The organism is Collimonas arenae (assembly GCF_001584165.1).
GTDB classification, from domain to species: Bacteria; Pseudomonadota; Gammaproteobacteria; order Burkholderiales; family Burkholderiaceae_D; genus Collimonas; species Collimonas arenae.
Map to the genome: position 1 here is coordinate 2,928,745 of NZ_CP013233.1, position 25,569 is coordinate 2,954,313.

At 53.5% G+C, this 25,569-nt stretch carries 25 protein-coding genes; 4 read left to right on the top strand and 21 right to left on the bottom strand.

Annotation, left to right across the window (positions count from 1 at the left end):
• Window positions 1-68: 68 nt before the first annotated feature.
• On the top strand, window positions 69-1,661 hold the full coding sequence (gene lnt / locus CAter10_RS13530; RefSeq protein ID WP_082797909.1) for an apolipoprotein N-acyltransferase: 1,593 nt from the start codon (window positions 69-71) through the stop codon (window positions 1,659-1,661).
• Here lnt and CAter10_RS22020 read toward each other — a convergent pair.
• The 15 genes from CAter10_RS22020 to CAter10_RS13605 all read right to left on the bottom strand — a co-directional run bounded on the left by CAter10_RS22020 (window position 1,596) and on the right by CAter10_RS13605 (window position 13,934).
• Window positions 1,596-1,970 (bottom strand): DUF192 domain-containing protein, encoded by a 375-nt coding sequence (locus CAter10_RS22020; protein WP_082797910.1) that lies wholly within the window; start codon window positions 1,968-1,970, stop codon window positions 1,596-1,598. The two genes, lnt and CAter10_RS22020, sit on opposite strands and share 66 nt — an antisense overlap.
• Before the next feature lie 3 nt (window positions 1,971-1,973).
• Window positions 1,974-2,669 (bottom strand): TadE family protein, encoded by a 696-nt coding sequence (locus tag CAter10_RS13535; RefSeq protein ID WP_061533813.1) that lies wholly within the window; start codon window positions 2,667-2,669, stop codon window positions 1,974-1,976.
• Window positions 2,670-2,679: 10 nt separating this feature from the next.
• Window positions 2,680-3,087 carry a tetratricopeptide repeat protein gene (locus CAter10_RS13540; protein WP_164840450.1) on the bottom strand — a complete coding sequence of 136 codons (408 nt, stop codon included), beginning with the start codon at window positions 3,085-3,087 and terminating at the stop codon, window positions 2,680-2,682.
• Window positions 3,088-3,217: 130 nt separating this feature from the next.
• A complete protein-coding gene (locus CAter10_RS13545; RefSeq protein WP_061533815.1) occupies window positions 3,218-4,087 on the bottom strand; it encodes a type II secretion system F family protein in 870 nt (289 codons plus the stop codon).
• A 24-nt stretch (window positions 4,088-4,111) separates the two neighbouring features.
• The gene (locus CAter10_RS13550; protein WP_164840451.1) at window positions 4,112-5,053 is read right to left on the bottom strand and encodes a type II secretion system F family protein; all 942 of its coding nucleotides are present in this window, start codon (window positions 5,051-5,053) and stop codon (window positions 4,112-4,114) included.
• The gene (locus CAter10_RS24680; protein WP_061533817.1) at window positions 4,965-6,797 is read right to left on the bottom strand and encodes a TadA family conjugal transfer-associated ATPase; all 1,833 of its coding nucleotides are present in this window, start codon (window positions 6,795-6,797) and stop codon (window positions 4,965-4,967) included. Before CAter10_RS24680 ends, CAter10_RS13550 begins: the two co-directional genes overlap by 89 nt.
• Window positions 6,798-6,800: 3 nt before the next feature.
• Complete coding sequence (locus CAter10_RS13560) at window positions 6,801-8,126, bottom strand: type II and III secretion system protein family protein (protein ID WP_128083077.1); 1,326 nt, start codon at window positions 8,124-8,126, stop codon at window positions 6,801-6,803.
• A gap of 15 nt (window positions 8,127-8,141) precedes the next feature.
• A complete protein-coding gene (gene cpaB / locus CAter10_RS13565; RefSeq protein WP_061533819.1) occupies window positions 8,142-9,203 on the bottom strand; it encodes a Flp pilus assembly protein CpaB in 1,062 nt (353 codons plus the stop codon).
• Window positions 9,204-9,224: 21 nt separating this feature from the next.
• The gene (locus CAter10_RS13570; protein ID WP_061533820.1) at window positions 9,225-9,407 is read right to left on the bottom strand and encodes a hypothetical protein; all 183 of its coding nucleotides are present in this window, start codon (window positions 9,405-9,407) and stop codon (window positions 9,225-9,227) included.
• Window positions 9,408-9,436: 29 nt separating this feature from the next.
• The gene (locus CAter10_RS13575) at window positions 9,437-10,141 is read right to left on the bottom strand and encodes a hypothetical protein (protein WP_061537294.1); all 705 of its coding nucleotides are present in this window, start codon (window positions 10,139-10,141) and stop codon (window positions 9,437-9,439) included.
• A gap of 8 nt (window positions 10,142-10,149) precedes the next feature.
• Window positions 10,150-10,986 (bottom strand): TadE/TadG family type IV pilus assembly protein, encoded by an 837-nt coding sequence (locus CAter10_RS13580; protein WP_061533822.1) that lies wholly within the window; start codon window positions 10,984-10,986, stop codon window positions 10,150-10,152.
• Window positions 10,983-11,666 carry a hypothetical protein gene (locus CAter10_RS13585; RefSeq protein ID WP_128083078.1) on the bottom strand — a complete coding sequence of 228 codons (684 nt, stop codon included), beginning with the start codon at window positions 11,664-11,666 and terminating at the stop codon, window positions 10,983-10,985. The genes CAter10_RS13580 and CAter10_RS13585 overlap by 4 nt, the downstream gene beginning before the upstream one ends.
• 136 nt (window positions 11,667-11,802) lie before the next feature.
• Complete coding sequence (locus CAter10_RS13595) at window positions 11,803-13,218, bottom strand: pilus assembly protein TadG-related protein (protein ID WP_061533825.1); 1,416 nt, start codon at window positions 13,216-13,218, stop codon at window positions 11,803-11,805.
• A 98-nt stretch (window positions 13,219-13,316) separates the two neighbouring features.
• Entirely contained in the window at window positions 13,317-13,580 is a 264-nt protein-coding gene (locus CAter10_RS13600) for a hypothetical protein (protein ID WP_061533826.1), read from the bottom strand.
• Between the two features lie 99 nt (window positions 13,581-13,679).
• Window positions 13,680-13,934 (bottom strand): hypothetical protein, encoded by a 255-nt coding sequence (locus CAter10_RS13605; protein WP_061533827.1) that lies wholly within the window; start codon window positions 13,932-13,934, stop codon window positions 13,680-13,682.
• A 480-nt stretch (window positions 13,935-14,414) separates the two neighbouring features.
• Here CAter10_RS13605 and CAter10_RS13610 point away from each other — a divergent pair, with 480 nt between their 5' ends.
• Complete coding sequence (locus tag CAter10_RS13610) at window positions 14,415-15,425, top strand: OmpA family protein (protein ID WP_082797914.1); 1,011 nt, start codon at window positions 14,415-14,417, stop codon at window positions 15,423-15,425.
• Between the two features lie 40 nt (window positions 15,426-15,465).
• Window positions 15,466-15,870 carry a hypothetical protein gene (locus CAter10_RS13615; RefSeq protein ID WP_061533829.1) on the top strand — a complete coding sequence of 135 codons (405 nt, stop codon included), beginning with the start codon at window positions 15,466-15,468 and terminating at the stop codon, window positions 15,868-15,870.
• 384 nt (window positions 15,871-16,254) lie between these two features.
• Here the strand turns inward: CAter10_RS13615 and CAter10_RS13620 are convergent, their stop codons facing one another.
• On the bottom strand, window positions 16,255-16,809 hold the full coding sequence (locus CAter10_RS13620) for a CVNH domain-containing protein (protein ID WP_164840452.1): 555 nt from the start codon (window positions 16,807-16,809) through the stop codon (window positions 16,255-16,257).
• A gap of 477 nt (window positions 16,810-17,286) precedes the next feature.
• Between CAter10_RS13620 and CAter10_RS13625 the strand changes: the two genes are divergently transcribed.
• Window positions 17,287-19,092 (top strand): M4 family metallopeptidase, encoded by a 1,806-nt coding sequence (locus CAter10_RS13625; protein WP_061533831.1) that lies wholly within the window; start codon window positions 17,287-17,289, stop codon window positions 19,090-19,092.
• 98 nt (window positions 19,093-19,190) lie between these two features.
• On the opposite strand, the gene CAter10_RS23965 is transcribed toward CAter10_RS13625, so the two are convergent.
• The 5 genes from CAter10_RS23965 to CAter10_RS13645 all read right to left on the bottom strand — a co-directional run bounded on the left by CAter10_RS23965 (window position 19,191) and on the right by CAter10_RS13645 (window position 25,431).
• Window positions 19,191-19,517, bottom strand: a complete 327-nt coding sequence (locus tag CAter10_RS23965; protein ID WP_257722352.1) for a tetratricopeptide repeat protein — start codon at window positions 19,515-19,517, stop codon at window positions 19,191-19,193.
• The gene (locus CAter10_RS23970; RefSeq protein WP_164840453.1) at window positions 19,514-19,654 is read right to left on the bottom strand and encodes a tetratricopeptide repeat protein; all 141 of its coding nucleotides are present in this window, start codon (window positions 19,652-19,654) and stop codon (window positions 19,514-19,516) included. Before CAter10_RS23970 ends, CAter10_RS23965 begins: the two co-directional genes overlap by 4 nt.
• A 78-nt stretch (window positions 19,655-19,732) precedes the next feature.
• The gene (locus CAter10_RS13635; RefSeq protein ID WP_061533833.1) at window positions 19,733-20,932 is read right to left on the bottom strand and encodes a trans-sulfuration enzyme family protein; all 1,200 of its coding nucleotides are present in this window, start codon (window positions 20,930-20,932) and stop codon (window positions 19,733-19,735) included.
• Complete coding sequence (locus CAter10_RS13640) at window positions 20,929-22,305, bottom strand: pyridoxal-phosphate dependent enzyme (protein ID WP_061533834.1); 1,377 nt, start codon at window positions 22,303-22,305, stop codon at window positions 20,929-20,931. Before CAter10_RS13640 ends, CAter10_RS13635 begins: the two co-directional genes overlap by 4 nt.
• Window positions 22,306-22,569: 264 nt before the next feature.
• Window positions 22,570-25,431 (bottom strand): TonB-dependent receptor domain-containing protein, encoded by a 2,862-nt coding sequence (locus CAter10_RS13645; protein ID WP_061533835.1) that lies wholly within the window; start codon window positions 25,429-25,431, stop codon window positions 22,570-22,572.
• Window positions 25,432-25,569: the final 138 nt, after the last annotated feature.

The following is a 25,569-nucleotide window of genomic DNA, read 5'->3' on the forward strand; positions in this document are numbered from 1 at the left end:
AAGACTGACTTCCACAAGCTTATTCCACCATTCCATTCGGACTCCAGACGCATGCGACCGTCGCGCCCATGAAGTATCCGCTATCCATTCGAAGCCTCCTCGCCGTCGTGTTTGGCGCCTCTTTATCCCTATCCTTCGCCCCGACCGGGGCGTGGTGGTTTACACCGTATTGCATAGCAGGTTTGTTGATTTTATTGGCGACTCAACCCACGCCGGCCAGATTGTGGTCTGGGCTGACCATCGGCTTCTGCTTTGGTCTCGGCTGGTTTGCCTGCGGCCTTTGGTGGTTGTATCCGGGCCTGCACGATTTTGGCGCCACGGAAGCATACTTTGCCGCCTTGCTGGTTGCTGGCGTCATCGGATACATGAGCTTGTTTCCGGCGCTTGCATCAGGATTGATTGCACATTCCGGATTATTGCTGCGAGACGCCAAGGCGTCTTTCATGTGGCGTGCCATTCGTCTATGCGCGGTCGCCGGCATCTGGGCAATCAGCGAATGGTTGCGCGGACATTTATTCATTGGACTGCCGTGGCTGGAAACCGGTTATGCACACACGACTGCCCCCCTTGCTGGATATGCTCCGCTGATCGGTGTCATTGGCGTCGGCTTCATGAATTCACTGATCGCTATTCTGCTCGCGTACGGCGTGCTGAACTATATCAACAAGGAATTCTCTGTTTCCGGCGCACTTCAGGCGGTCGCTGCGATAGCGATCGTTTTAGCAGGCGGTCAACTACTGCGATCGATCGACTGGACCGAGGACACCGGACGCAACGTCAGCGTGAGACTCATCCAAGGCAATATCGCTCAGGAAGATAAATTTTCAGCAGAAGGATTGCGGCAAGCGGCGAATGTCTATGTCGAATATTCACAAACCAGCTCGGCAAATCTGACAATATGGCCTGAAACGATCTTCTCTCTTGAATGGCATTCCCTACCAGACGGGATCAAACAAGGACTCCAATCAATCGCCAATGCCAGAGCATCGACAATCTTGTTTGGCAGTCCCGTGGTCAGCAAAGATCCTGCACTAGAAAAAACGGTCTCGACTAATAGCGCACTGGCAATTTCTCCCGGCGACGAGGCCGGCAAATATAGCTACCGCTATGACAAAATTCACCTGCTTCCATTGGCAGAATACGTCCCCCCATCCCTAAAGTGGATGGGCGACCAGGTCACTATCGATTTCAACTCCTATAGCGCCGGGGCAGTTGACCAAGCACCACTGATACTAGAGGGTGGCAAATTCGGATTAAACATTTGCTACGAGACACTGTTCGAAGACAACATCGTACGCAAGGCGAGGAATGCCGAAGCACTCCTGAACCTGTCCAATTTCGCTTGGTTTACCGGCACTTGGGCGGCGAATCAGCACCTGCAAGCTGCGCAAATGCGGGCGCTGGAAACCGGGCGTTGGCTGGCACAGGCATCCAATACAGGCAGCACTGCCGTTATCAATCAGCACGGATTCATAGTGGATGTACTACCGCTGGATACGACAGCGGCACTGGATGCCGTCATGCAAATGCGTACCGGAGACACGCCATTCATGCGTAGCCAGAATAAACCGATTTTGATCCTGTCTGCGCTGGCGCTAATCGCCTTGCTGGGCCGGCGCTTGCGCTACAAAGTAAAGCCGACGCGAACTACGAATCTCTGATCGCGAAAATTGCGGCACGCACTGACCTGCCCGCAATCCGAGTCGGGAAGCACTGCCGGCACTAAGCTCCAAGCAGGAATAAGCTTTGGCCCCGGCAGCAAAGCGCCATGCCCGCATGTTTTCAACAATACGAACTACATTTCCGTCTCGATCGATAAACACCACGTCAATCGCAAAGCGCATGAAGAATGTATGAACGCTGCTGCACGGAACTATCAACAAGCCATCCCGTTCAGCCAGCGATCTTTTCCCCAGCAAACCAATGGCGCGGCTCCAAAAATAGCGAGCAATTCGAATGTCGACTTGCATGACTCAGAAGTTTGCCAAAAGCGGTGGCTCGGTCATCCGCACTACGGCTTGTGATTTAACCGGGACGCGATTAGCTGCATAACACGCCCTGTCGGCAATGGATGCCTGGAGATTATCCAATTCAAGCAAGGTTTTTGTAATCATCTTGTCGATGATCGGCATTTTCAGCTCATAGCAATAGCGCACTTCAATCTTCAGCAACAAGGCATCGGCACGAGTCTGTTTCGAGCTCCCTCCCACTCCGGTCATATAGGTGTCAAGACTTGTAGTGGGAATTATGGTGCCCTTTCCTCCTGGGCCGGGACGGCCGAAATCGGTAAAGGAATTGCGAGTCGGATTAAGCGTCGTAATGCTGGAAAACAGAATCATATCCGCACGCGCCTTGATGATGGCCGGGGCCATCACGTTGACATAATTGGATGGGGTGATTTCTTGCGTGCTGTTGATATACAAAGGCACAATCGCCTTGGCAAACGTGTTCGTCATCACGCTTTTGTCGCCACCCGTTGCGGCCCCGGCCCGTGCGGCTGCAAGAGTTGCCATATTGACCGTATTCTTGGCAACGAAAAACAACCCCATCTGGAGCACCGCCATCACCATTGGAATAAACACAAAGAATGAGACAACGTAAAACTCGATGGTTGCCGCGCCGTTTTGCAAAGGCGACCGTCGAAAGCGTTTCGAAGTGCGTTCGCTCATTGCGTATTCCTCAATGCGTTGCCAGCGATTCCGGCTTTGTTGGCTCAGGCGCAGGAGCGATAGCATGGGCGACATCCGCCTGCAATGACTTCAACGTCACACGATTGCTTTCGCTGAGTTGTTTGCTCGCCAACGCCTTGTTCGCGGCGAAACGGAATTGGGACAAATGAGCGATAGCCAAATTTGGCCATGCTTTCTCCATGGTCGGATCTATGCGCAACGCTTCGCGCAAGGCGACCACCGCCAACTCTGCCTGGTCTGCCCGCAAATAAGCGGTACCAATGCGAAACCATACGGAAGCGTCATTCGGATACGCCGCAACAACCTTGGAGTAAAGTTGTTCAGCTGCGCTGATTTGACCGCCGTTGATCGCACTATCCGCTCTGAACATGAGCATCTGCATTTCGGCATCCGTCATCTGGCCGGTCGCTGCCGGAGTCTCAACAACCGTTGCACAACCGGACATCAGAATACATGCCATAAATGCCGAAGCTACCCATATACGTCTACTTAGTACCACAATCCACCTCACCTGTTTTTAGATAGCGTCAATTAAAAGCATTCATCATCTTCATGCCGATCGGGAAGCCAAGTACTAAAAAAGTACATGGGAAAATACAGAAAATCAGTGGTCCGAGCATTTTCACAGGTGCTTCCATAGCGAGCTTTTCGGCACGCGAGAATCGCTCATTGGTTCTTTGTGTTGATTGCGCGCGCAATACCGTACCTAGACTCGCCCCAGTTTTTTCCGCCTGCACTAGCGCGGTAATAAGGGAAGTAATCGGTGGCATATCGATACGTTCTTCCAGGGCACGCAAAGAATCGATCCGCGAACGGCCTGAGCGAATTTCCCGCAGCACACGCGCAAACGCGCGCTTCAAAGGACTGTCAGGCGATTTCTCCACCGCCACGTTAAGTCCCACCGTCAAGTTACAGCCGGATTCGATCGCTAGAGTGAGCATGTCGAGAAAATTTGGCAAGTTCTTTAGTACATGAATTTCCATCAGCTTGACGCGATCCCGCATCCAAATCTCAAGATAGATGTAGCCTGAAAACACTCCCAACGCTGTCCACACCAAACTATGCACTCCCAGCCAAAGTCCCAGCAGAGTCACAGCAGCACCGATCAGCAATGCATAAACGATCTTCGCAGAAACCCATTGTTGCGGACTCATTGCGTAATCGAGCTCGGCCTTGCGCAGGCGTTGAATCGTCTTTTCCCGATACTCGACCGACAAATACTGGCCGACGTAGTGCGAGACAATTTCTATCAGAAACCAGACTCGCCGAATTAACGATGGTGGCTTGTCTGCATAGGTTCGATCCTCCTCCGGTACAGCCGAAACGATCTGATAAACAAACCAAAACAGCAAGACCGCGCAGATTGCAAACAACGCCGGAAACAATAATTCAATCATGGATAGACACTCTGGTTAATTATGCTAAACATCGATCAACACGATTTTCCGAATCAGAACAAATCCCACTAGTTCGAGCAGGAACACAACCACCAGCACGCCATATCCAATCCAGGTATTAAACAGAGGCGCCATTGCTTCCGGCTCCATTTCGTTAAGGACCCACATCAGGAACAACGGCAGACTACCTACGATCAATCCTTGCAACTTTCCCTGCGATGTCAACGCCTGGATTTTGTCTTCCATTGCCAGCTTTTTCCGCATCGTGTCGGCCAGACGCTCCAGCGATTCGGTCAGATTGCCGCCCACCTCGCGTGCAATTCTCATGCTGGTGGTGAACATCGTGTATTCCTGCGAATTGACGCGCTCTTCAAGCTCCGTCAATACCTCATCGACGCCGACTCCCATCCGCAATTTTCGGACGACTAGGGCGAATTCCTGATTAGATGGTTTTGGCAATTGCTCAGCTAACAATCCCATCGATTGAGTTACGCTCATTCCTGAACGCAGCGCACCCACTAACGAGTCGAGACTGTCGGGCAATTGATGAATCAATTTCTTGCGACGCCGTTTCTTGAGATTTTTGTGGGCAAGAGTCGGCCCAAAAAGACAAATAGCGGCAGTAACCACGACAACCAGCATATTGCGGGTAATAACAAAGGCCAGCAGCGGGAACAAAATCGTTGTGACGATACTGATCTGTTGCAGTTTTGCACCGTCCATGAAAATGAACAGATCGGACAATTGCGCGCTGGTTGAGTCCAGCACGCTGTCGCGATAGCGCGCCATCATCTGTCGACCGGCTGCCCAGGATGCGTAGGCGACGAGCACTGCGGCAACCGCAAACCCGAGCGCGAGCGCGATTTGTATGATCGTATTATCCATTTGCACTATGACTTGCCGCTTGCGCCGCGTGAGGATTCTTCTCTTCAAAAATTGAAAAATCGGGGTTGATGCCGTGATCACGCAACTCTTCGTAGAATGTCGGTACATACCCGCAAGGAGTGAAATAGCCTCGAACCTTGCCGGCATCGTTAAAGCCCGCGCGCTGGAAACGGAATATTTCCTGCATCTGGATCACCCCCCTCTCCATCCCGGTCACTTCAGTGATACTGGTGACTTTGCGCGTACCACAGGCAAACCGCGTCTGCTGCACGATAATCTGCACAGCAGAAGCCATTTGCTCGCGAATGGCGGTAATCGGCAAATCCATTCCGGCCATCAGCACCATTACCTCCAAACGGGAAAGCATGTCGCGTGGTGAATTGGCGTGGCCCGTGGTCAATGAGCCGTCATGCCCAGTGTTCATTGCCTGCAGCATGTCCAATGCCTCACCACCCCGACACTCGCCGACGATAATCCGGTCCGGCCGCATCCGCAGTGCATTCTTTACCAGCTCCCGAATCGACACCAAGCCGCGGCCTTCAACGTTAGCCGGACGCGCTTCGAGGGTCACCAGATTGTCGTGATACAGCTTCAGTTCAGCGGCATCCTCAATTGTGACAATCCGCTCGAATGGTGGGATCAGATTGGAAATCACGTTGAGCAACGTCGTTTTTCCAGAACCGGTACCTCCGGAAATAACGATGTTCTTCTTTTGCTCAACACAGATTTTCAGAAATTTCACCATCGCGTCATCAAGCGAATCGTACTTGATCATGTCCTCAACTTGCAGGCGACGCTTGGCAAATTTACGAATCGAGATGGACGGCCCTTTCAACGCAATCGGCGGAATGACGATATTGACCCGCGATCCATCCTTGAGACGCGCATCGCATAACGGCGACGATTCATCGACCCGCCGCCCGATCGGCGACACAATACGCTCGATCACGCCCATCAAGGCTTTTTCGCTACTGAATGCAATGTTCGAGCGACGCGTTTGTCCGGCACGCTCGATAAAAATCTCGTGAGCGCCATTGACCATGATTTCGGTCACGGAATCATCCGCCAGCAGGCTTTCCAGAACCCCCAGACCAACCGCCTCATCCAGAACAAACTTGCTCAGTTCCTTGGTATCGACACTCTTTGGGAAATGCGATTTTTTAATCAGCTCATCGATCAACTTGCTAGCCATCGCACGCAAGTCGAGATCGGCCATCCGCGTCACGTCTTGGCGGCGCAGGTCAAGCGTTTGAATCAAGTCCGCGTGCAACAATTCGGCGTATTTCGACAGTTCCTTCTGATGCTCGCGCTCAACCTCGGATTGCGGCTGGAACGAATGCGACACTGCGGGCGCCGCGCTATCCTGGCCCAACGCGCCAAGAGCAGGCAAGGACGCAGCAACCTTTTGCGGTTCATCGCGAGGCGCAGCAGCCGCTTGACGCATTATGTCACCATGCTGTCCTTTGTTTGCGGTCCGCACTTCGTCAAGACGTGTCGTGTCAACTTGTTGTGGCGTCTTCTCATGTCCAGACTGGCCGTTCAACGATTTCACGCGCAGTATCTGACCGCAAATGCTGATCGTGTCGTCGGTGCGTAAAGGTCCGTAACGCACAATCCGTTCGCCATTGACGAAAATTCCGGACGGACAACCAAGGTCGGTAATCGAGGTCAAACCTTCATCATCGATCAGGATTTTGGCCGCTCGTTTCCCAGCCATCGCCGGCAACAGGATGGGTGAGTCGCTCTGAGCACTCAGAGTGACGGTCTTGCTCAATACGTGATCGAGCAGTTGTCCGTTTGGCGTCTTTGATTCAATAACCAGCATGGTTTAGTCAGTTACAGTTAGTTTTCCAGGAGCGACTGGCATCGGTGTTTTTTCCTGCAATTTTTTATCGAACTGATACAACGCTTCAGCATTGACGTCTTTCGGCCCGCGATCAATGGTGGAAGTAGGAGTCGAAATGCGCGGTGTGATGACCACGGCTAAATCGCGCGTATCGACCCCGGTGGTTTTGTTACGGAACAACCCTCCAAGCAGCGGAACATCGCCGAATCCGGGCACCTTTTGTGCGTCGGTCGTCGTCTGATATGAATACAGGCCACTCAGCACTACAGTTTCACCATCACGAGAATTGAATTCCGTTGTCGTTTGTCTTTTCAGCAAGCCTGGAATGCCCGCGACTGCGACCGATTGATCGATGCTACTGACCTCGATGTCGACTTTCGCGTAAATCGTGCCTGCTTTATCCGTTACAGGATTGACGGTGACAATAATTCCGTACTCCTTGAACGTGACGGTCACATTGCCGAGCCCGTCTCGTACCGGCAGCGGAAGTTCGCCACCGGCGATAAACTTGGCGGTGCCGCCACTACGCGTCGTCAAATTTGGCGCAGCAAGCATGGCTGCTTCGCCATTCTCAACCAGCAGGTTAATTTTTGAGGTAATGATGGAAGCCAGGGAAATGAACCCCTTTGGCGGCCAAACCTTATTCGGAAAGCCTTGCCCCATATTTATGCCAGAAGTTGTAGGATCGGGAATGTAGCGATACAGCGAATTGCCCACCGGATCGGCCAACACTCCTGCAGCAGGGCCGTTGATTTGCGAATCCCAACGAATGCCAAGATCACGCGAGCCTTTGGAGGACAACTCCAAAACCTTGATGTCGAGGTAGACCATTTTTTCCATCCCTACCTTGCCGACAAAATTAGCCACCATATCGCCATACATGGTAGCAATCGCCTGCACGCGTGCCTGATTCTCGTCACTGACCATGTCACCTTCGAGAACGATCTTGGTGCCGGCAATCCGCGCGGTGACATTGTCGACATTGACCAGTAATTTATTGATGTCATCGAGAATTTTTTTCATACTTGCGTCGTTGACATAGACAGTCATGTCACGTTGCGTTCCATCTTTCAGCCATAAATGCAAGGTCGACGATCCAGCCTTGTTGGCCAATACCAGTATCTGCTTGTTATCCATCGTCGATACGGCGATAACGGTGCCGTTGCCCACAGCAATCCTGGTTGCATCAAGGGGAAAGACCCTAGCTTCTCCGGAGAACATTTCGATCTCCGCATCGGAATTAATAGCTGGTTTTGCTAGCACCAAAGCTGGAAGTGCGCAAAGAATGCATAAAAATAATCTGATCACGTCTTGTTTCCGTTCTTATCGGCTGGTGTTACGACTTGAATAGTTGTTCGCGTTTGTGTTGCCATTTGTATTGCCACCTGTATCTGCGCTGATCCCCAGGCGAGATTTAATATCTCCGGCATTGATCGCCTTGCCCGATGAAGCGATACCCAGTGAATTTTTCGCCAGGCTGCTCATTAAGGCTGTACCTACCTGCTCCTGAGTCTTTTCAACGCCGCTACCACCGCCGACATACATTTCGACATAATTCCCGCGTCCCGACGGACCGTCCGCAACCTGCTTAAAGGTCGTCTCATCAAGTGCTGTTGACCGCATCGGCACCGCATCGTCGGCATTGCGCAACACGGCCGTCAGTTGGCCAACCTTTTGCGCGATCAATACCTTTTCCGCCTGGTCCGGGGTGACTTTCAAGGTAACGGTGGAAAATTCCGCATTTTCTTCGTGCTGCGTGCCGTCCTGCGCCTGGACTACCCGCTTCTTGGTAATCTTCCCGGTCGCCATTACGGTCACCGATTGCAGCAGCGGCCGCACATGCGTCAACTCCTTCGGCTTTGCTTGTTCACCGCCGACCACGTTGCCTGAGCTGGCTAGATAAGAATTGTCAGTCAATCCGGGACCGACAAAGAGCAGATCGATCACGTCCCCAGGTACCAGCATTCCGGAAATTGAACTGACCTCATCGACCGGTACCGTAATCGCACGCTCGCCCTTAGCCACCGTAGTAGACAAAGCAGGACGGTCACTGCCCTCAAGCCCGCCCAGATACAGGGGGTCGCCAGGCTTCAGCGAAGTCACCACACGTTGTCCGGTAACCCGGTCCAAATCATCGGGCGAGAGCGTATTGCTGGACAGGTAGCGAGCCGGTATCTTGCGGACGGCTAGGTTGTCGGCAGAAACAACGGTGCCCGATTCGATTTCTGTTGCAGCAACAATCACCGGCCGTGTCTCATACTCGCCCGCCAGTCGCTTTTCCGCGTTAGTCAGGTAATTATGCAAGTAATATTGAGCGCCAAAGAAGCACAGCAGGCCAAGACCGACCGCACCACCCAGCAGCATGGTATTTTTCGATATCTTCAAGAAATTTTGCCAAATAAAATATTAAAGGACGGAAACGAAGAAACTGAATCCACGAAAAAAATTACGGAAGGCGAATGCCAACTGCTCAGATGGCGAAGGCCCGCCATCAAATGGCAAGAACAGCACCAATGCAACTGCAACGGTAATCAACATGTACTCCATCAATCCCTGGCCGCCGATCTTGGAGCGAAATTTGGAAGGCATTCTCATATGTGGGTCATCTACCAGATTGATCAGGGTTTACCGTCAAATACGGTGTTCATCATGACGGCCGTCCCTTTCTGAGCTGCCGTCAGCACAGCATCAAATTCCTGCTTGCCTTTATCCGCTGACAAACGTGCACTGTTTGCATCGCGCTTTGCCACCTTGATATTCCAGCCGGCGGAGCGCAGAGCGTTCTGCATTGACATGCTGATTCCGTCCAGCGACCGCCGCGACATTGCGGTCACCTGTTGCGAACCACGCCCCTGATCGCTTGACTCCATCACCGAAACCACCTGTAGATCGGATGGCAGGCGCACACGTAACTGCGGCTCCCGCGTTAACGTTGGCGAGGTGAGCGCCACATAACCCTCTACACCGCCGTTAGGAGCCGGACGAACCTGCACGCTGCGATGGGTATCTCCCAACGACTGGTTGAGAACTGCCCATGAACCAAGCTTGCTATCAACTACGCTGCCACGAACATGTCCGCGTTCCCAAGCTTGCTTGAATTGAGCGATCACCTCTTCTGTTGAGCTCGGACTGACAAAGTAGCGCATTGACATTGGTGTACCGTTGAAACGAACATCGTCTCCAACGCTCTGCAAATCAATGCTATCCGGCGTATCAAGCCATCCCGACCAAGCCGGATTACTGAACAGCGTCGCGCCGAGAAAAACGAACAGCGCAATACCCTGCCGAACCGCATCAGGAAGAAAGCCTTGCTTGCTGCGCATTGCTATGCTCAGTAACATGGTGAGCTACCGCTATAGACCTTCAAATTCTCGCCGGAACCTACGCGATCGGCGGGAACCACATCTGGACATATCTGACCGAGATGCAAATCCTTAAAACTCGGCTCAATTAGCGACAATCCCACCTCAAGCGGCCTCAAAAGCGGATTGATCTTCTCGAAGATCGCGGCAGGGGAATAATTACGCGTGACCATCGCGACTTCTTTCGGCCCGCTGGCATCCCAGCTGTCGGTGGCCACGGCATGTTTTTCGTTCAGAGTCAGCTTCATGTCATTCAACGGCGCTGGCAAGGAAGAGACGTCCGTAAGACGAACGCTGACCTGGCTTTGATATAAACCTCCAGTATTAAGCGGTGTCCCGCCGGTAAGGCCACCCGCTGCACTAACGGCTTTAATGGCCTTCAGCGCACCGTTCATGAATGTGCCCCCTGGCAGCGCCGACGACGTAGTGCTGACGGTCACATCACCCGGCTTCCCCAGCAGCTTGCCACCGCCTGTGTGATCGAGCCACATGCCATTTTGGGTTGCCCACTTCCCGCCGTTGCTCATGTTCTGCCCGTCGGTACTCTTGAACGGATCGGTATTCCACGAAAACAATCTTCCGCGGGTCTGCGCCTGCAAGGTAGCGTCGCTCATTGCTGTCGGCTTATGCACGACTCTTTCCCAAGCGGCATAACGTGCGGCCTGGATTGTCGTGGCCTGGATATCCTGAAACTTTCCCAGATACCAGATTCCTAGGAACAGCATGATCATCACACCCGATACGACAACCAGTTCGACCATTGCCTGACCGGACTGCCGACGCAAAGAACGAAGTCGATTTTTCATTTTGTATAAGTTGCGGGGTCAAAAATTTTTCCATCAACCTTGTCCAACTGTTTCAAGGAAAGCGGTTCTTTAATTACGACATAAGGAAACCGTGGATCATTGCCCAGCGGCTTGATACGTGAATAGAGGACCATCGCGTTGCCATCGGTGGTGCTCAACGCTTGATCGCTGCCATCCACGCACAACGCCTGAGTTTCATTGGCGCTGATTAGTCCGCTTGAGGCCGGCAGACAACGCAACTTGACGCCATTGACAGCGAACGAATCAGAATATGACGAGAGATCTTCCTTTTTTGCGGCCAAGGAACCGCCTGCCGCAACACCATCCTCGGTCCTCCATTTGCCATTTGCATCGCGACTGACAGTAGTCATTTTCCCGCCATTCAGGATGGCGATATCGACTTGATTGCTCGGCTCAATCCGGTATTCACAACCGGTTTCCGGACTCATCTTGTCGGTATTCTCGTTATACGGGTGTTCGATCTTACGAACGTAGTTGCTGCCGTCCGTAATTATCGTAGTGCGTTCGGACACGTAGTCGCCCGGCGCTTTCGGGAACGGCTTGACAGGAACGTTGAGCGATTGCGCAGCTAGTGCGCACAGGTTATAAGCGGTCTCGCGTATCATCATGCGCGGTCCGTCGATTGGATCGGGGCGTTCAACTTGTACCAGTTCGCGCACAACTCCACCGTTGGCGCCCCCCCCGTAGCCGCAGAGGCCGCATTATCCCGGCAACCAGCCAGTGAACTTGCCGCCACGACCAGAAAAAGGAGCTTGCCAAACATTTTCTTTTCGCATGCGGATGCGACTAAGGTTGCTAACTGCATGAACTATTTCCTTCAAGTAGTGCTGACTCGGGCAGTTTCTTCACAATATCCACCGCGAGACGGTTTATCCGGCTATTGGTCGCCAGCGAGGCGCGCCAATAGGGATTGAAAAGACTTGGATATTCGGTGCGTCCAGATGCGCGCTCCGAGCCGATAGGCCTAGAAAATCTCACGCATCCGGTCGCGAGTGCGTACACGCCCTCATTGCCGTTTGCAAAATTTGGCGATGGATTAACCACCGTGCCGTTGAACAATATGGCCTGTGCCGGCTTGCCATCTTTGCTCAGCATTTCGTCCGACGTTTTGATCTGATTTTTTGGGATGAACACCTCAACCGCAAACGGCACATGGAGATCGGCATTTTGCACTGCAGGCTTAGCGATATCCCTGTAGTTAGGAAAAGGGAAAAGCATTTTCTTCTGGTTATCGTAATTGGCCGTAGTGTTGGCCTTTCGGCCATCGAAGTGATCCCATTCATTAATGCTTCCGTGTGTGCCAACGCGGGTAACCACATTCGGATTGTAGGCTTGCGCGCCTCCCCAGCCCAATGGGACTCCCTTGCCCCATGACATTTTCTTCGGATTCCACCGTTGCAATTCAGCAGAATCCAGCCCCTTCCAGGAGTCGTAATCGATCAGATCTGTCCCGCCCTGTTTTCGGACATTGAATATGAATGGCAGCATAAATGGCCAACGGTCCTTCCATGCACGGGAATAGGTAAAACCGTCACGGGAATTCAGTGCCACTTCGCGCAAACGCCTAAGATCATTGGAACACGCGAAATTGGTCGTACGGCAATAGGAACTGGTGAGACCCAGCCAACTTGCCTCATTTGACAAAAACAATGTTCCTGTCAGGGGTGTATTTGGACCTGTAAGTTGTGCCCCATTTGCCTGCGCAACGCCGCCAGCCAATTCGGTAGCGGCCTTGACGCCAATTACATTGATCGCCTGCTGGCTGCTGGACGCGACAAAATTTACCCCGCGAAGTATCTGCTCTCCAAGGGGCAAACTCGCTTGCACAAACTTGTCGACGCCTTTTATCGCCTTTTGCACCGCAGTGGTCACTTCGCCGACATAAGGAATAAATTGGGTAATGTCATTGATGTTTGTCATAAATGTATCGACATAAGAAACCCAGGAACGCAAACTCACCGATTGCGCAATCGCGACTTCATTGGCTATCATTGCGCGATTCATATATGCCTGAAAATTCAGCGTCCGCGCTTCCCATACGGCGCCGCTGTAAGCGGCGGCGTCGGCGGCATTCATCGCACGCATCTTGGCGTTGGAAGTTTGCCCAGTATTGAATGCAATAAGAAAAGCACTGACCAAAGCCGCGGCAAATCCGAGAAACAATATCAATGTCTGACCGCGACTGCGGTAGCGACGACGTAGCTCGACCATATCAAGCACGCGCCCGATCTGCCTGCGAAAAAGACGAACACCCCGTGATCGTCAAATGCAGTGCATGCGATTCGCTACCGAAATCGAGGCGCGCCATATTACTTACCTGTCGACTCGAAATTCTTCAAAGTCTTAGCTTGACCTTGCGCATCAGCCATGATGCCTGCCTGGTCCGCAGTGGTACGCCCCTTAGTACCGGTACCGCCTGCCAAGGTAGTGGCCGCTGTCGATGTTTGACCACGCACGACGTCGCCAAATGCTTGATAGACACCAATAGCTGCAATCGCAATCAGCGCAACAATGATGATGTACTCAGTCATGCCTTGGCCTTGCTGGCGCAGGCGGAGATTATGTTTGTTCATGAGAACTCTCCTAAAAATTAAAGATGAAATGAGCCGGCAATCCCGCTAATGACAAATGAAATTCCCGGCCCTTGATTGGTGCTAGGACCGACTCAACGCTTACTTCTCAAAGTCGCTCAGCTTCTTCGACTTACCTGCAGCATCGGCAGCTTTACCGCCAGCATCGGTAGTTGTACGGCCCTTGGTGCCGGTCGCACCGGCAAGCGTGGTTGCCGCTGTCGAAGTCTGACCGCGCACTACGTCGCCAAACGCCTGATACACGCCAATCGCAGCAATAGCAATCAGGGCGACGATGATGATGTACTCGGTCATGCCCTGACCTTTTTGACGACGGATAAATTGGAATTTATGCATGTTCGTTCTCCAGAATGGATTTAACAAAAGAATATTTATTGCAAAAACAACCTTAAAAACTGCTAAGAAACAACATTAGAAAATCAAGATATGACGATGAAAAACATTTTCCAAAACTCACAAAATTGCTATTAAGTTAAAAATGCCGACAGGAAAATGTAAATAGTAGTGCTACCACCTTTAATTTCCATTTCGCAACTGAACTGAGCGGAGGTTTTCCTATCGAAAGAAACAACGTCAAAAAACTTGCAATGGGATAATTTAAAGCACCAAAAGAGGACGTTTGTTTACAATTAATTACATTTGAAACAGAGCGAAACAGTAAACTACAAAATTAGTGCCGTCAAGAAAGTTTCATAAAAACAACAAATGTTAAATTTGGTTAATTTTTTCCCGTGTGGAAATTTTTTTGAGCGTGAAAATTCAGTGATAAATTGTTAGATTATTCAGTTACAAATCAACTCATAGGATCAATAGAACATGCGAATGCAGCTTCGAATCAGTTTCCCATTAGTATTTTTTTGTGTATTGGCGCTTTCGGCCTGTAAACAAAAAAAAGAATCTGTCTCCCCCCCGTTGGTGCCGCCTGCAGTTGCAGCTCAAGTTAATCCGCCAGCCGCAGGAGAAAATAAATTTGATGTCAACAGCGTGCCGTTATCCACTGCGGACTTACCGCCATTCCCCTATCTTGATTGGCCAACCGGACTGGAAGACGGCCGGAAAACAGTCAAAAAGTCGGATTTCGACCGGGTTTTCGTCATTGCAGGAAATCAGCTTTTGGCGGTCGAAGGGCGAATCGAAAACAGAAGCTTCATGAATTCGGCCGTGCAGTTATCCGACGTCGCCGCGCAACGTAATTACGAGGACGCAATTACTGCGTTGGGCGGAGTCAAGGTCAGCAGCGTAGCGCCGAACAATCCAGAACTGGTGGCGCATAACGGTGGGGATTTGGGCGATATCATCGTGAACAAAATGCGCGTTGCAATGAGTCCTGACAACTATGACTACTATTTAATCCGCAAACCCGAAGGGAACATCTGGATCGGTCTTCTGACTGGGGGCGGCTACACACAAATCATTACCGTTGCGGAAGGAAAATTGAAAACGGTTGTGGGTTTTGTGAAAGCCGACGAGATGCAGAAAGAATTGGAAACAAAAGGACGGGTAACGCTGTATATCAACTTTGATACAGATAAAGCCAGCATCCGCCAGGACGGGCAACCGATCGTGAGCGAAATCATCAAATTGCTGGAGAAAGACCCGGCTCTCAAACTGTCGATTGAAGGCCATACCGATAACGTCGGTGATGCGAAACACAATCAGCAATTGTCGTTACAACGTGCTCAAGCCGTGGTAGCAGCCCTCATTGCACAGGGTATTGATAAAACACGGCTGCAAGCAACAGGATATGGGGCCGGCAAACCGATTGCGGACAATAACAGCGATGATGGGCGCAGCAAAAATCGTCGAGTTGAATTAGTGCGCCAATAATATTTTCCTACTATTGTTTCACTCAATATATTGCAGACAAATGAAATCAAACAAAATGCTAAAACTCAGTGCGGCAGTTTGCATCGCCGTGCAACCGATCTTCGCTCTTGCGTTGCAGACCGATCTTAAAGTCAATGTCATCGAACAAAAGAAAAACGCCACAGTGACCATCGATCAAGGCATGGTAGGCGCCATCGGCGGGGGAAATATCATGAATGGCATCACGGCCACGACTACGGATTTCAAGGGGCAGGCGCTTCCCGCTTTCATCCTGTTCGACAAGTCAGTGACTGAGGCGCGGTTGGCGCCATTGGCGAGTTTTCAGGGACGTATCTCGGGCACCGTTGATTGCAAGCTGGTCCAACTCGGAAATAGCCCGGACATACCCTACGTCAAACTGGCTGTACTGGCACAGGATTGTACGATCAAGGCTTTAAACCACTGAGCAAGCAAGCCACAACAAGGAATCCAATGTTTCATGTTTCAGCTGGATTCCTTGGCAAACGCTGGCGGCTGCCAGCACGTTCCCAATCCCCCATTCTCGCTGCAATGCATGGATTCCATGCATTGGAATTTGCTCTCGCACGTCTGTCATCCGGCATCCTATGAACGAAATACTCGGTGCACTGTGTGGGCATTAAAGCCCGACACTTGCGCACGAACGAATTGACCGTGACGGAGCGGTCGCTAATCTTCACCGGCCGATCGGGCGTTCGTACCTGGTCGATTTTGTCAGCACTACGCGCGAGAGCTGTTATGTGAATTTGCTGAGTGTGGATCTGCTTTGATTACGCTCAATGCAATTACCTATCGCATTGCAGATAGCCGTTTATATTACTGAAGCTACCACTTCTGCAGGAAGACAACGATGCTGACGATTGCACTCGGCGATTACCTGGTGCGCCGCAGTTGGCTTCAAGCACATCGCGCCTGACGCGAATTTCCGAGCAGGATTGCAGGTAACTTCCCGCGGCACGTCTCTGCTGGACTGGCCGTAATCACGGCCGCCCCCACCCATGCATTGCAGGTTGCCGTTGATGTTTTCAAAACTGCCGCTGCGGCAGGAAGACAGAGGAATCGACGTCCTTCTACCACCATTATTCCCGCCACAAGTGGCTTCCAGCATGCCGCGCCGCACAACTATATCGCGGCAGGAGTCGCGATAGCTGCCGGGCGGCGTCCAATTGTCGCCGCCGCCATAACGATCGCCGTACGACGGGGCATCGCCATAACCGCTATAGCCGCCATAAGCGACCGCCGGAGCATTGCCAAAGTAGCCTTGAGCGGCAGGTTGATATGAGTTATAGCTGTCGCCATAGGGACTCGCGGCGCAGGCGGCGAACACGCCGCAGGCGATGACGGCAAGCACGGATTTAACGGTCATTTTTTTCTCCTTCAACGAAAGCATTGCAATTTCATCATTATACGTCGGTAAAACGGCACTTTCTTTAAGGTTTCCTCATGTTGCATGGCCACGTTATAGCAACACGGCTGGGAACATTCTCTCAGATTCACCCCAACCCTCAGCATCGCCAGGCACTTGCGCAACCAAGGAAAGTTCCCTGTGAGAAATAACAGCTATTTTGACAATAGAAATCCTTGTATGTTGCTGCATGGCATTTCATATTGTAACAATACGTAACTTAAATGGCGTATTCCAATTGATGAAATCCATCGCCGCCGTCCCTGTCGTCAACGGCACTGTGCGCCCACCAAATCGATGAGAGCAATCCAAGTCCCCTAAATGGAGGTGATTGAATTGGCACGGTGGGCGCTCTGGACAGTCGGTCGTGTTTCCCCGCGAAGTACCTGGTCAATCTTATGAAATATCCACGCATCCTTTGAAAGAGAGTGAGATTCCATGAAACCAGCATTACGCCACGTCGAAGCCCCTTTATTTCTATTGCTGCTGCTCGCAACCTCAAGCGCCGTCGCTGCCGATCGGATTGACCTTGAAAGCTACGTCCCGCAATCCTCCCTGGCAAAACAGGCCGGGCCGGTAACGGCGCAAACCTTTCTTGGACTTAGCAGCGACGAACTGAAACCACTGCGCAGCCAGAACTACGCCAACGGCAAAGTCGTCACCCGTTATCAGCAATACTTCCAGGGCGTGCCGCTGTGGGATCAGGCCATCGTCGAACAACGCACTGCGGCCCAGGCACAACCAGCCATGTCCGGCAGCCTGATCCGCAATATCGACAACGACCTGCCTAACGCCAAGCCGGTCTATACAGCCGCAGACGTGCTGCAGCAAGCCAAGTCGATTGCGCGCGCTGCCGTCACCGAGAACGAACAGGCCAAGTTGTACGTCCAGCTGGGCAACAACAACGTAGCCCAACTGATCTATGTGGTGTCATTCGTCGACAAGAGCGCAGCGAAACCCAGCCGTCCATATTTCATCATCGACGCCAACACCGGCGCCGTCCTGAAAAAATGGGAGGGCATCACCCATTATGACGCCAGCGGACCGGGCGGCAATGCCAAGACCGGACAGTATGAATACCAGCCCGGCGGCAAATACGGCCCCTTGGTCGTCGACAGCAACTGCAACATGGTCACGACCAACGTGGTGACAGTCGATCTGCAAAACGGCAGCAGCGGTAGCACGCCATTTCATTTCACCTGCCCGCGCAATACCTACAAGGCGGTCAACGGCGCCTTCTCGCCGCTGAACGACGCCCACTATTTCGGCAACGTCGTCTTCAACATGTACAAGGAATGGCTCAACCTGCGCCCAATCAGCCAGACCCTGTACATGAAAGTCCACTACGGCAATAACTATGAAAATGCGTTCTGGGACGGCAGCGCGATGAACTTCGGCGATGGCGCGACCACGTTCTATCCGCTGGTCGCATTGGACGTATCGGGCCATGAAATCAGCCACGGTTTCACCGAACAGAATTCCGGCCTGGTGTACAGCGGCATGTCAGGCGGCATGAATGAAGCCTTTTCCGACATGGCAGGCGAAGCAGCAGAAAATTACATGAAGGGAAAGAATGATTTTCTGGTCGGCACCGACATCTTCAAGGGTAACGGAGCGCTGCGCTACATGGCAAACCCGACCCAGGATGGCCGCTCAATCGACAATGCCCGAAATTATTCCAGCAGCCTGGATGTGCATTACAGCAGCGGCGTCTACAACAAGGCGTTCTACCTGTTGGCCACCACATCCGGTTGGAGCACCCGCAAAGCATTTGAAGTGATGGCCGATGCCAACCATCTGTACTGGACTGCTAACAGCACCTTCAGCCAGGGCGCTTGCGGTGTCGAGAAAGCCGCCGCCAACCGCGGCTACAAGGTCGCCGATGTCACGGCCGCATTCAATGGCGTCGGCGTCAGTTGCAGCACCAGCAGCGGCAACGTGCTGATCAAGGGCGTACCGATCAACGGCATCACGCTGGCTAGCGGCGGCAGCAACATCTACAGCATCACCGTTCCGGCCGGCGCCAGGAATCTCAACTTCCAGTTATCCGGCGGCAGTGGCGATGGCGATATCTACGTCAAGTTGGGGGCAACGCCCACGACATCTTCATATGACGGCAAATCCGACGGCAGCACCAACGCAGAAAACGTGACTATCGGCGCGCCAGGAGCAGGAACCTATTATCTGCTGCTGAATGCATATCGCGCCGTCAGCGGCGCTTCGCTGGTCGCCAATTATCAGTAATAGGAAACAAAGGACCCGCCCAGTTGCTTGTGCAATTGGGCGGAGCGGCATTTTGCAAACGAACACTCTTTCTACGGCTGCAGCAATAGCTAAAATAGCTAAGATAGAGACGCACGTTGCATGTCGCCGACCACCGTTTTCCGAAATTCCAAAGCGTTTCCGGCCACCGACCTCTGATACCGAGACAAATGCGGCGCCAGCGTTTCCAGCGCCAGGCAAGCTGCTTCGACAGCACGTCCCTGCGCCAGATAGGTGAGCGCCAGGATAGCTCTGGTTTCGTCGTATAGCGCCCTGCCATACCCTGTTTGCGCGTAGCGATCCAGCTGCGCAGCAAGAAGACGCTCGCTTTCATCGAATTGCCCCAGGATGCGCAATGTGCTGCCAAGCTGTACGAGGCGCGCGCCTGGCGATACGGATCCAGCTATCCGGCGGCCAGCGCGGCCCGATAGAAGCCTTCCGCGCCAGACTCGAAGCCGACGCTGCCTCGCGCGCAAGCGCGCTCGAACAAGGCAGCAGCGTCACCAGCCGAGCGCTCCGCCGCCAGTGCATCAATTGCTGCCACGAACTGTGCGGGGGGGCATCGCATCAATCTGATGCCACATCGCGACGATACGCTGCTCCCAATGTATGGTGTCGTCACTCATGCTTTGATTGCTGCCAGCGCATGACGTAAATCGCTTTTCAAGTCCGCGATGTTTTCAACGCCGACCGACAGTCGCACCAACGAATCGCTGATCCCAAGCGTCGCCCGGTGCTCTGCAGGAATAGTCGCGTGGGTCATGATGGCTGGATGTTCAATCAAACTTTCGACACCGCCAAGGCTTTCGGCTAGCGCAAAAATTTCGCAATGTTCGAGGAAACGCCTGGCGCCGGCGAGATCGGTCTTCAGGTCAACCGAGATGATGCCGCCGTAACCTTGCATCTGCCGCTGTGCCAGTTCGTGCTGCGGATGCGAAAGCAGGCCAGGATAATGCACCCGCGCCACCTCCGGCAAGCTCTCCAGCCAACCGGCAAGTTCCATCGCATTTTCACAATGGCGCTCGACCCGCAACGCCAGCGTCTTGACGCCGCGCAGGGCCAGGAAACTGTCGAACGGCCCGGCAATTGCGCCGACCGAATTCTGCAGGAACGCCAACCGCTCACGCCACTCGGCCTGGCGCGCTTCACGCCCAACCACGGCAATGCCGCCGATGATGTCGGAGTGACCGTTCAGGTACTTGGTGGTCGAATGGACTACCACGTCGAAGCCGAAGCTGAGTGGCTGTTGCACCATCGGGCTAGCGAACGTATTGTCAGCCACCGCAATGATGCCGCGCTCGCGACATATCTTGGCGATCGCCGCCAGGTCGGCCAGTTTCAGCATCGGGTTGGTCGGCGTTTCCACCCAGACCATCTTGGTGTCCGGTCGCAACGCCGCCAACAGATTGTCGGGATTGGTCAGGTTGACGAAGCTGAACGACAGCCCGGCGCTGCGCCGGCGCACTCGCTCGAACAGACGGTAAGTGCCGCCATACAGATCGTCGCCGGCGATCACATGGGCGCCGCTATCCAGCAATTCGAGAACCGTCGCAGCAGCAGCCATGCCGGAGGCAAACGCAAATCCTTGCGCGCCCCCCTCCAGGTCGGCCACGCAACGCTCCAATGCCCAACGTGTCGGGTTGTGCGAACGGCCGTAATCGAGGCCCTTATGGACGCCGGGGCTTTGCTGCACGAAGGTCGAGGTGGCATAGATTGGCGGCATGATGGCGCCGGTGGACGGATCGGGCGATTGCCCGGCGTGGATCACGCGCGTGGCGAAATGCAAACCGCTTTCCTGTTCAGTATCGTTGCCTTTGCTCATGACAAACTCCTGCGTAAATGGTTAAGTAGATCGAAACGGGTAATCAAGCCATAAAATTGCTGGCTGTCGGCGACGATGGCGACCAGGCCACGATCGAGCGTGCTGCGCAATGCATCGATACCGGCGTCCGGCGCCAGTTTTTCGATCGCCCGCGTCATCGTGCTGCTGACTGGCTCGGCGAAATGGGCTGTGTCGGCGGCAACCTTGAGAAGCAAATCGGATTCATCGATAATACCGCTCACAAGCTTCCCTTCTATCACCGGCAACTGTGAAACTTCGGCACTGCGCATGCGGTTGAAAGCAGTCATCAAGGTATCATTCGGCGCCACGCTGATGACGCCGCCCTCGGCAAAGCGGCGGCCGATGATATCGCGCAGATCGCCAAACAATTCGCGCTTCAGCAAACCCTGGTCGATCATCCAGTTATCGTTGTAGACCTTTGACAGATACCGCGTTCCGGTATCGCAGACGATGCTCACCACCCGCTTCGGCTCCGTCTGTTCGCGGCAATAGCGCAACGCCGCTGCCAGCAAGGTACCGGTCGACGAGCCGCCGAGAATGCCTTCGGCGCGCACCAGTTCGCGCGCGCTGCGAAAGCTTTCTTCATCGCTGATCGTGTAAGCATGCTTGACGCCAGAGAGATCGGCAATCGACGGGATGAAATCTTCGCCGATACCCTCCACCGCCCAAGAGCCGGGCGGCGTATCCAGGCGGCCGCTCCTGATATATTCGGCAAGGATCGAGCCTTTCGGATCGGCCAGCACGAATTCCAGCTGCGGCTGTACCGTGCGGAAAAAACGGGTTAGCCCGGTCAGCGTGCCGGCCGAGCCGACGCCGCAGACGATGGCATCAAGCCGATGCTGGCATTGGTCCCAAATTTCGGGGCCGGTAGTCCGCTCGTGCGCCAGCGGATTATTCGGATTATTGAATTGATCGGCGTAAAAGGCACCCGGCATCTCACGCGCCAGCCTGGCCGCGTAGTCCTGGTAATACTCTGGATGACCTTTGCCGACATCGGAACGCGTCATGTGGACTTCCGCGCCCAGCGCCTTCAGATGCTGTATCTTTTCCGTCGACATCTTGTCCGGCACCACCAGGATCACCCGATAGCCTTTGGCGCAAGCCACCAGCGCCAGGCCAAGGCCAGTATTACCGGCGGTCGCTTCGATTACTACGCCGCCAGGCTGCAACCGCCCTTCTTTTTCGGCCGCATCAATCATCGACAAACCGATGCGGTCCTTAATCGAACCTCCGGGGTTTTGCGATTCCAGCTTGAGGAACAACTGGCAAGGACCGGTATCGAGACGCGTTACTTCAATCAACGGTGTGTTACCGATCAATTCCAGCACTGCGGGACGGCTAGACAAGTTCATGAGCAGATCTTCCGTTAGAAAATCGACAGCACAATCGCTGCCTGGATGCATCAAACGACATGTCGGGCTATGTTATCAGTTCTACAGGAAAAGATCGCAACGCGCCGATCCGGCAACGATGGATAAAAATCGGAGGGGGCGAATTCGAACGCGATCTTGCGACCGGTTGCGGAAAAATAAAATGATAGCCGGCACGGGCATCCATGACATGCATCAGATGCCCGGCCGGATCAGCGCTGCCGTGCGACGAGCAGCGCGCTCATCTTAGAACGTGTAAGAGCCAGTCAGGTAAAACTGTCGGCCTAGCGGATCGGTATAGCGGGCATCGTAACCAACCTGATTACCACCGCCTGCTGTCACCAGGGAAAGCGGTGGCGTGCGCGCAAACAGATTCTTGATGCCTGCGGTGACTACCAGACCTTTTTGCAGTGTCGCCTTGGTCTGCCAGTCGAACGTAGTGTAAGAAGCCACGTTGTGATTCGGCATGGCGACATACGGGCCGAACGATCCATCCGGATTGACAATGCGGACCGTGGCATCGTCGGCCGTATAGGTTTCGTCGTGATAGCCGGAACGGTAATTCGCTATCAACGTATGCGTAAACTTGTCCGATTGCTTCCACGACGCTGCCAACCTCGATATCACGCGGAACACCACGTTCTGGTCGGCGCCGTATTTGCCAAGGCTGCTCTGCACGCCAGTCCCCGGGAAATCCTGCTCGGCTTTCAGCATGTAGGTACCGGTCCATTGCAAGCTCAAATCACCGATCGGCGATTTGGTCTTGAAAGTGTGATCCCAGTCTATACCCTGATATTTGGCGCTGGCCAGATTGATCGGCACCTCTGAGAAAGCAACGGTTGGCGATCCAGAAATCGGATCGTTGAACAACGTGAACAAATTCGAATACGTTTGTGGATTGTTGAACGCGATGGCTTCTTGGAGGACGCTGATCTGGTTCTTGATGCTGACCTGCCACAGATCGAAACCTATCGAAATGTTGCGCGTCGGCTCAAGACGGAAGCCGATCGTGCTCTGCTTCGATGTTTCCGGCTTCAGGCCGGATGAGCCGGTGAGCGGATTGCCGCCGGTCAGCACATCGTACTGGGTCACGCCTTGGCAACCGGCAGCCCTTGGGTCAGGTGCCGAGAACGGGCAAGCGTAGGTGCCGGCCGTGTTGCCATTAAAGGTAACTGGCGAGGTGATCTGCGCCAGCGTCGGCGCCTTGAAACCGGTGCCGTAGGAACCGCGCAACAGCAGCGAATCCACCGGCTGCCAACGCGCAGAGATCTTGTACGTGGCTTTGCTGGCGGAGTTACCCTGTGTCGACGAGCCGAGCGGATTGCCGGCGTCGTCGAACGTATTATTGTTTTTGGCGGCTTCGTAGCTGTCATAACGCAGCGCTCCGGTGAGGTCTAAGGTCTTCGTCACTGGCACCAGCAATTCCGCGAAGCTGCCATAGTTCATACGGTTTGCAGAAAATGGCAGTGCTCCGGCATTGCCGCCGATAATGGAATCGGTATAGTCCGGCTGAAGCGCATTCGTACTCTGCAAAATCGCACTCGGACTATCAGTGTGCGCCTCTCTGGTCGCCTCCACCCCGAGGCCGATTTGCGCCATGCCGCCTGGCGCCTTGAACAAATCGTGCGAAGCATGGGCATTCAGGATATCGAGCTTGGAAGTTGCCTGATCGAGAGTTTGGTGCAACACGGCCGGCGCCAATACGCTGACCGAAGATCCTGGCGGTTGGAACGGATCATAGGCGCCGGAGGCAACGATGCTTTGAAATGTATTGTTGCTGGCATAGCCGCCCAGGGCATTATCGTAAGTCCTGTTCTGAGAATGAGTGTACGAGGCGTTGTAGTCCCACCCCTTGAAACTCCCGTCCACGCCGAATGCCAAATGCAAGGCGTCGGTCCGGTACTCATCCTGGCGGCCACCGGTATCAAACAGGCGCAAACCCATTGTTGCGCTTGATACATTGGCAGGATCAACGCCGAGCTGGGCCAGATACGGTGTCACATACTTCGCATACAAAGGGCTGCTCAGCGATAACGACAGTGGCTGCGCCGGAGGGGCATATTGCGGGAAAATCGAGTACTTCGACAACATGGCCTCGGCGAACAGCGTGGTGTCGCTATTGAGTTTCCAATTACTCGACACAACAAAACTGTCGCGCGTCGATTTGGGAATCAATTCAACTGTTGATGCATAGTTGTATTTGCAGTAATTCCCTGACTGAAAAGTATTGGCCCCGCAAACACCATTCTTCAGAAAATCCGGCGAGAACTGGGTTGTCGAACCATCCTTGCCAAGCAGCGTAACGCCAGCCGGCGCCGTATTGTTACTCAACTGATACAACGCGTAATTCTGGCCGCCGACGCTGAACGGCACAATGCCGCTGTTGGCAAATCCCCGTTGCGTGGCGTTGAGGGATTGCTGCTCGTCGTGGCTGTATGCCAGCAATACGTTATAGCCGTCTTTTTCCAGATCGCCGAAGCCCTTGGAAATGCCAACGTTGTAGCTCTTGCCGGCCGCCTTGAGCGGTGCATTGAAGTTACCGGTGATCGTGGTTTCGGTTGAATTTTTCTTGAGGATGAAATTGACGACCCCAGCAATGGCGTCAGAACCATATAGCGCCGAAGCGCCATCAGTAAGAATTTCAACACGCTCAACCGCTGATAGCGGAATACTTGCCAGATTCACTGCATAGTCGTTGTTGGCGATAGCCGATTTGGCAATCCGCCGGCCGTTGAGCAGCACCAGTGTGTATCCCGAACCAATGCCGTGAATGGAAGCTGTTTCAACCCCGGCGCCACCGCCATTGACTGAGCTCGATGCGGGAATGAAACCCTGCATCGCGGGCAACGCCTGAATCAGATCGGAAACACTGGTGGCGCCGGTCTTGGCGATATCTTCCTGGGTCAACGTCTGGACGGGCAAGGCGCCTTCCTTGGTGATTCGCTTGATGGATGAGCCGGTAATTTCGACGCGTTGTACCTGTTGTGGTGCATCTTCGGCCGCTGTCTCCTGCGCGTGCACCGATTGGGCCAGCAAACCCAGTCCCACGGCTACGCTGCTGGAAAACATCAGTCGCAGCGAACGATGCAGCACTCTTTCTTTTATCATAACCAAACTCCCTGTAGGTAAGTAATAGAGCGGATATTTAAGTTTTGTAACGGTGGACATCAACTTGTTAATCGCCTTCTGGGCGATGCATGAAAAACCCATTCCAGACATGCTCAGGAGAACGGATTTTCTTTGCAG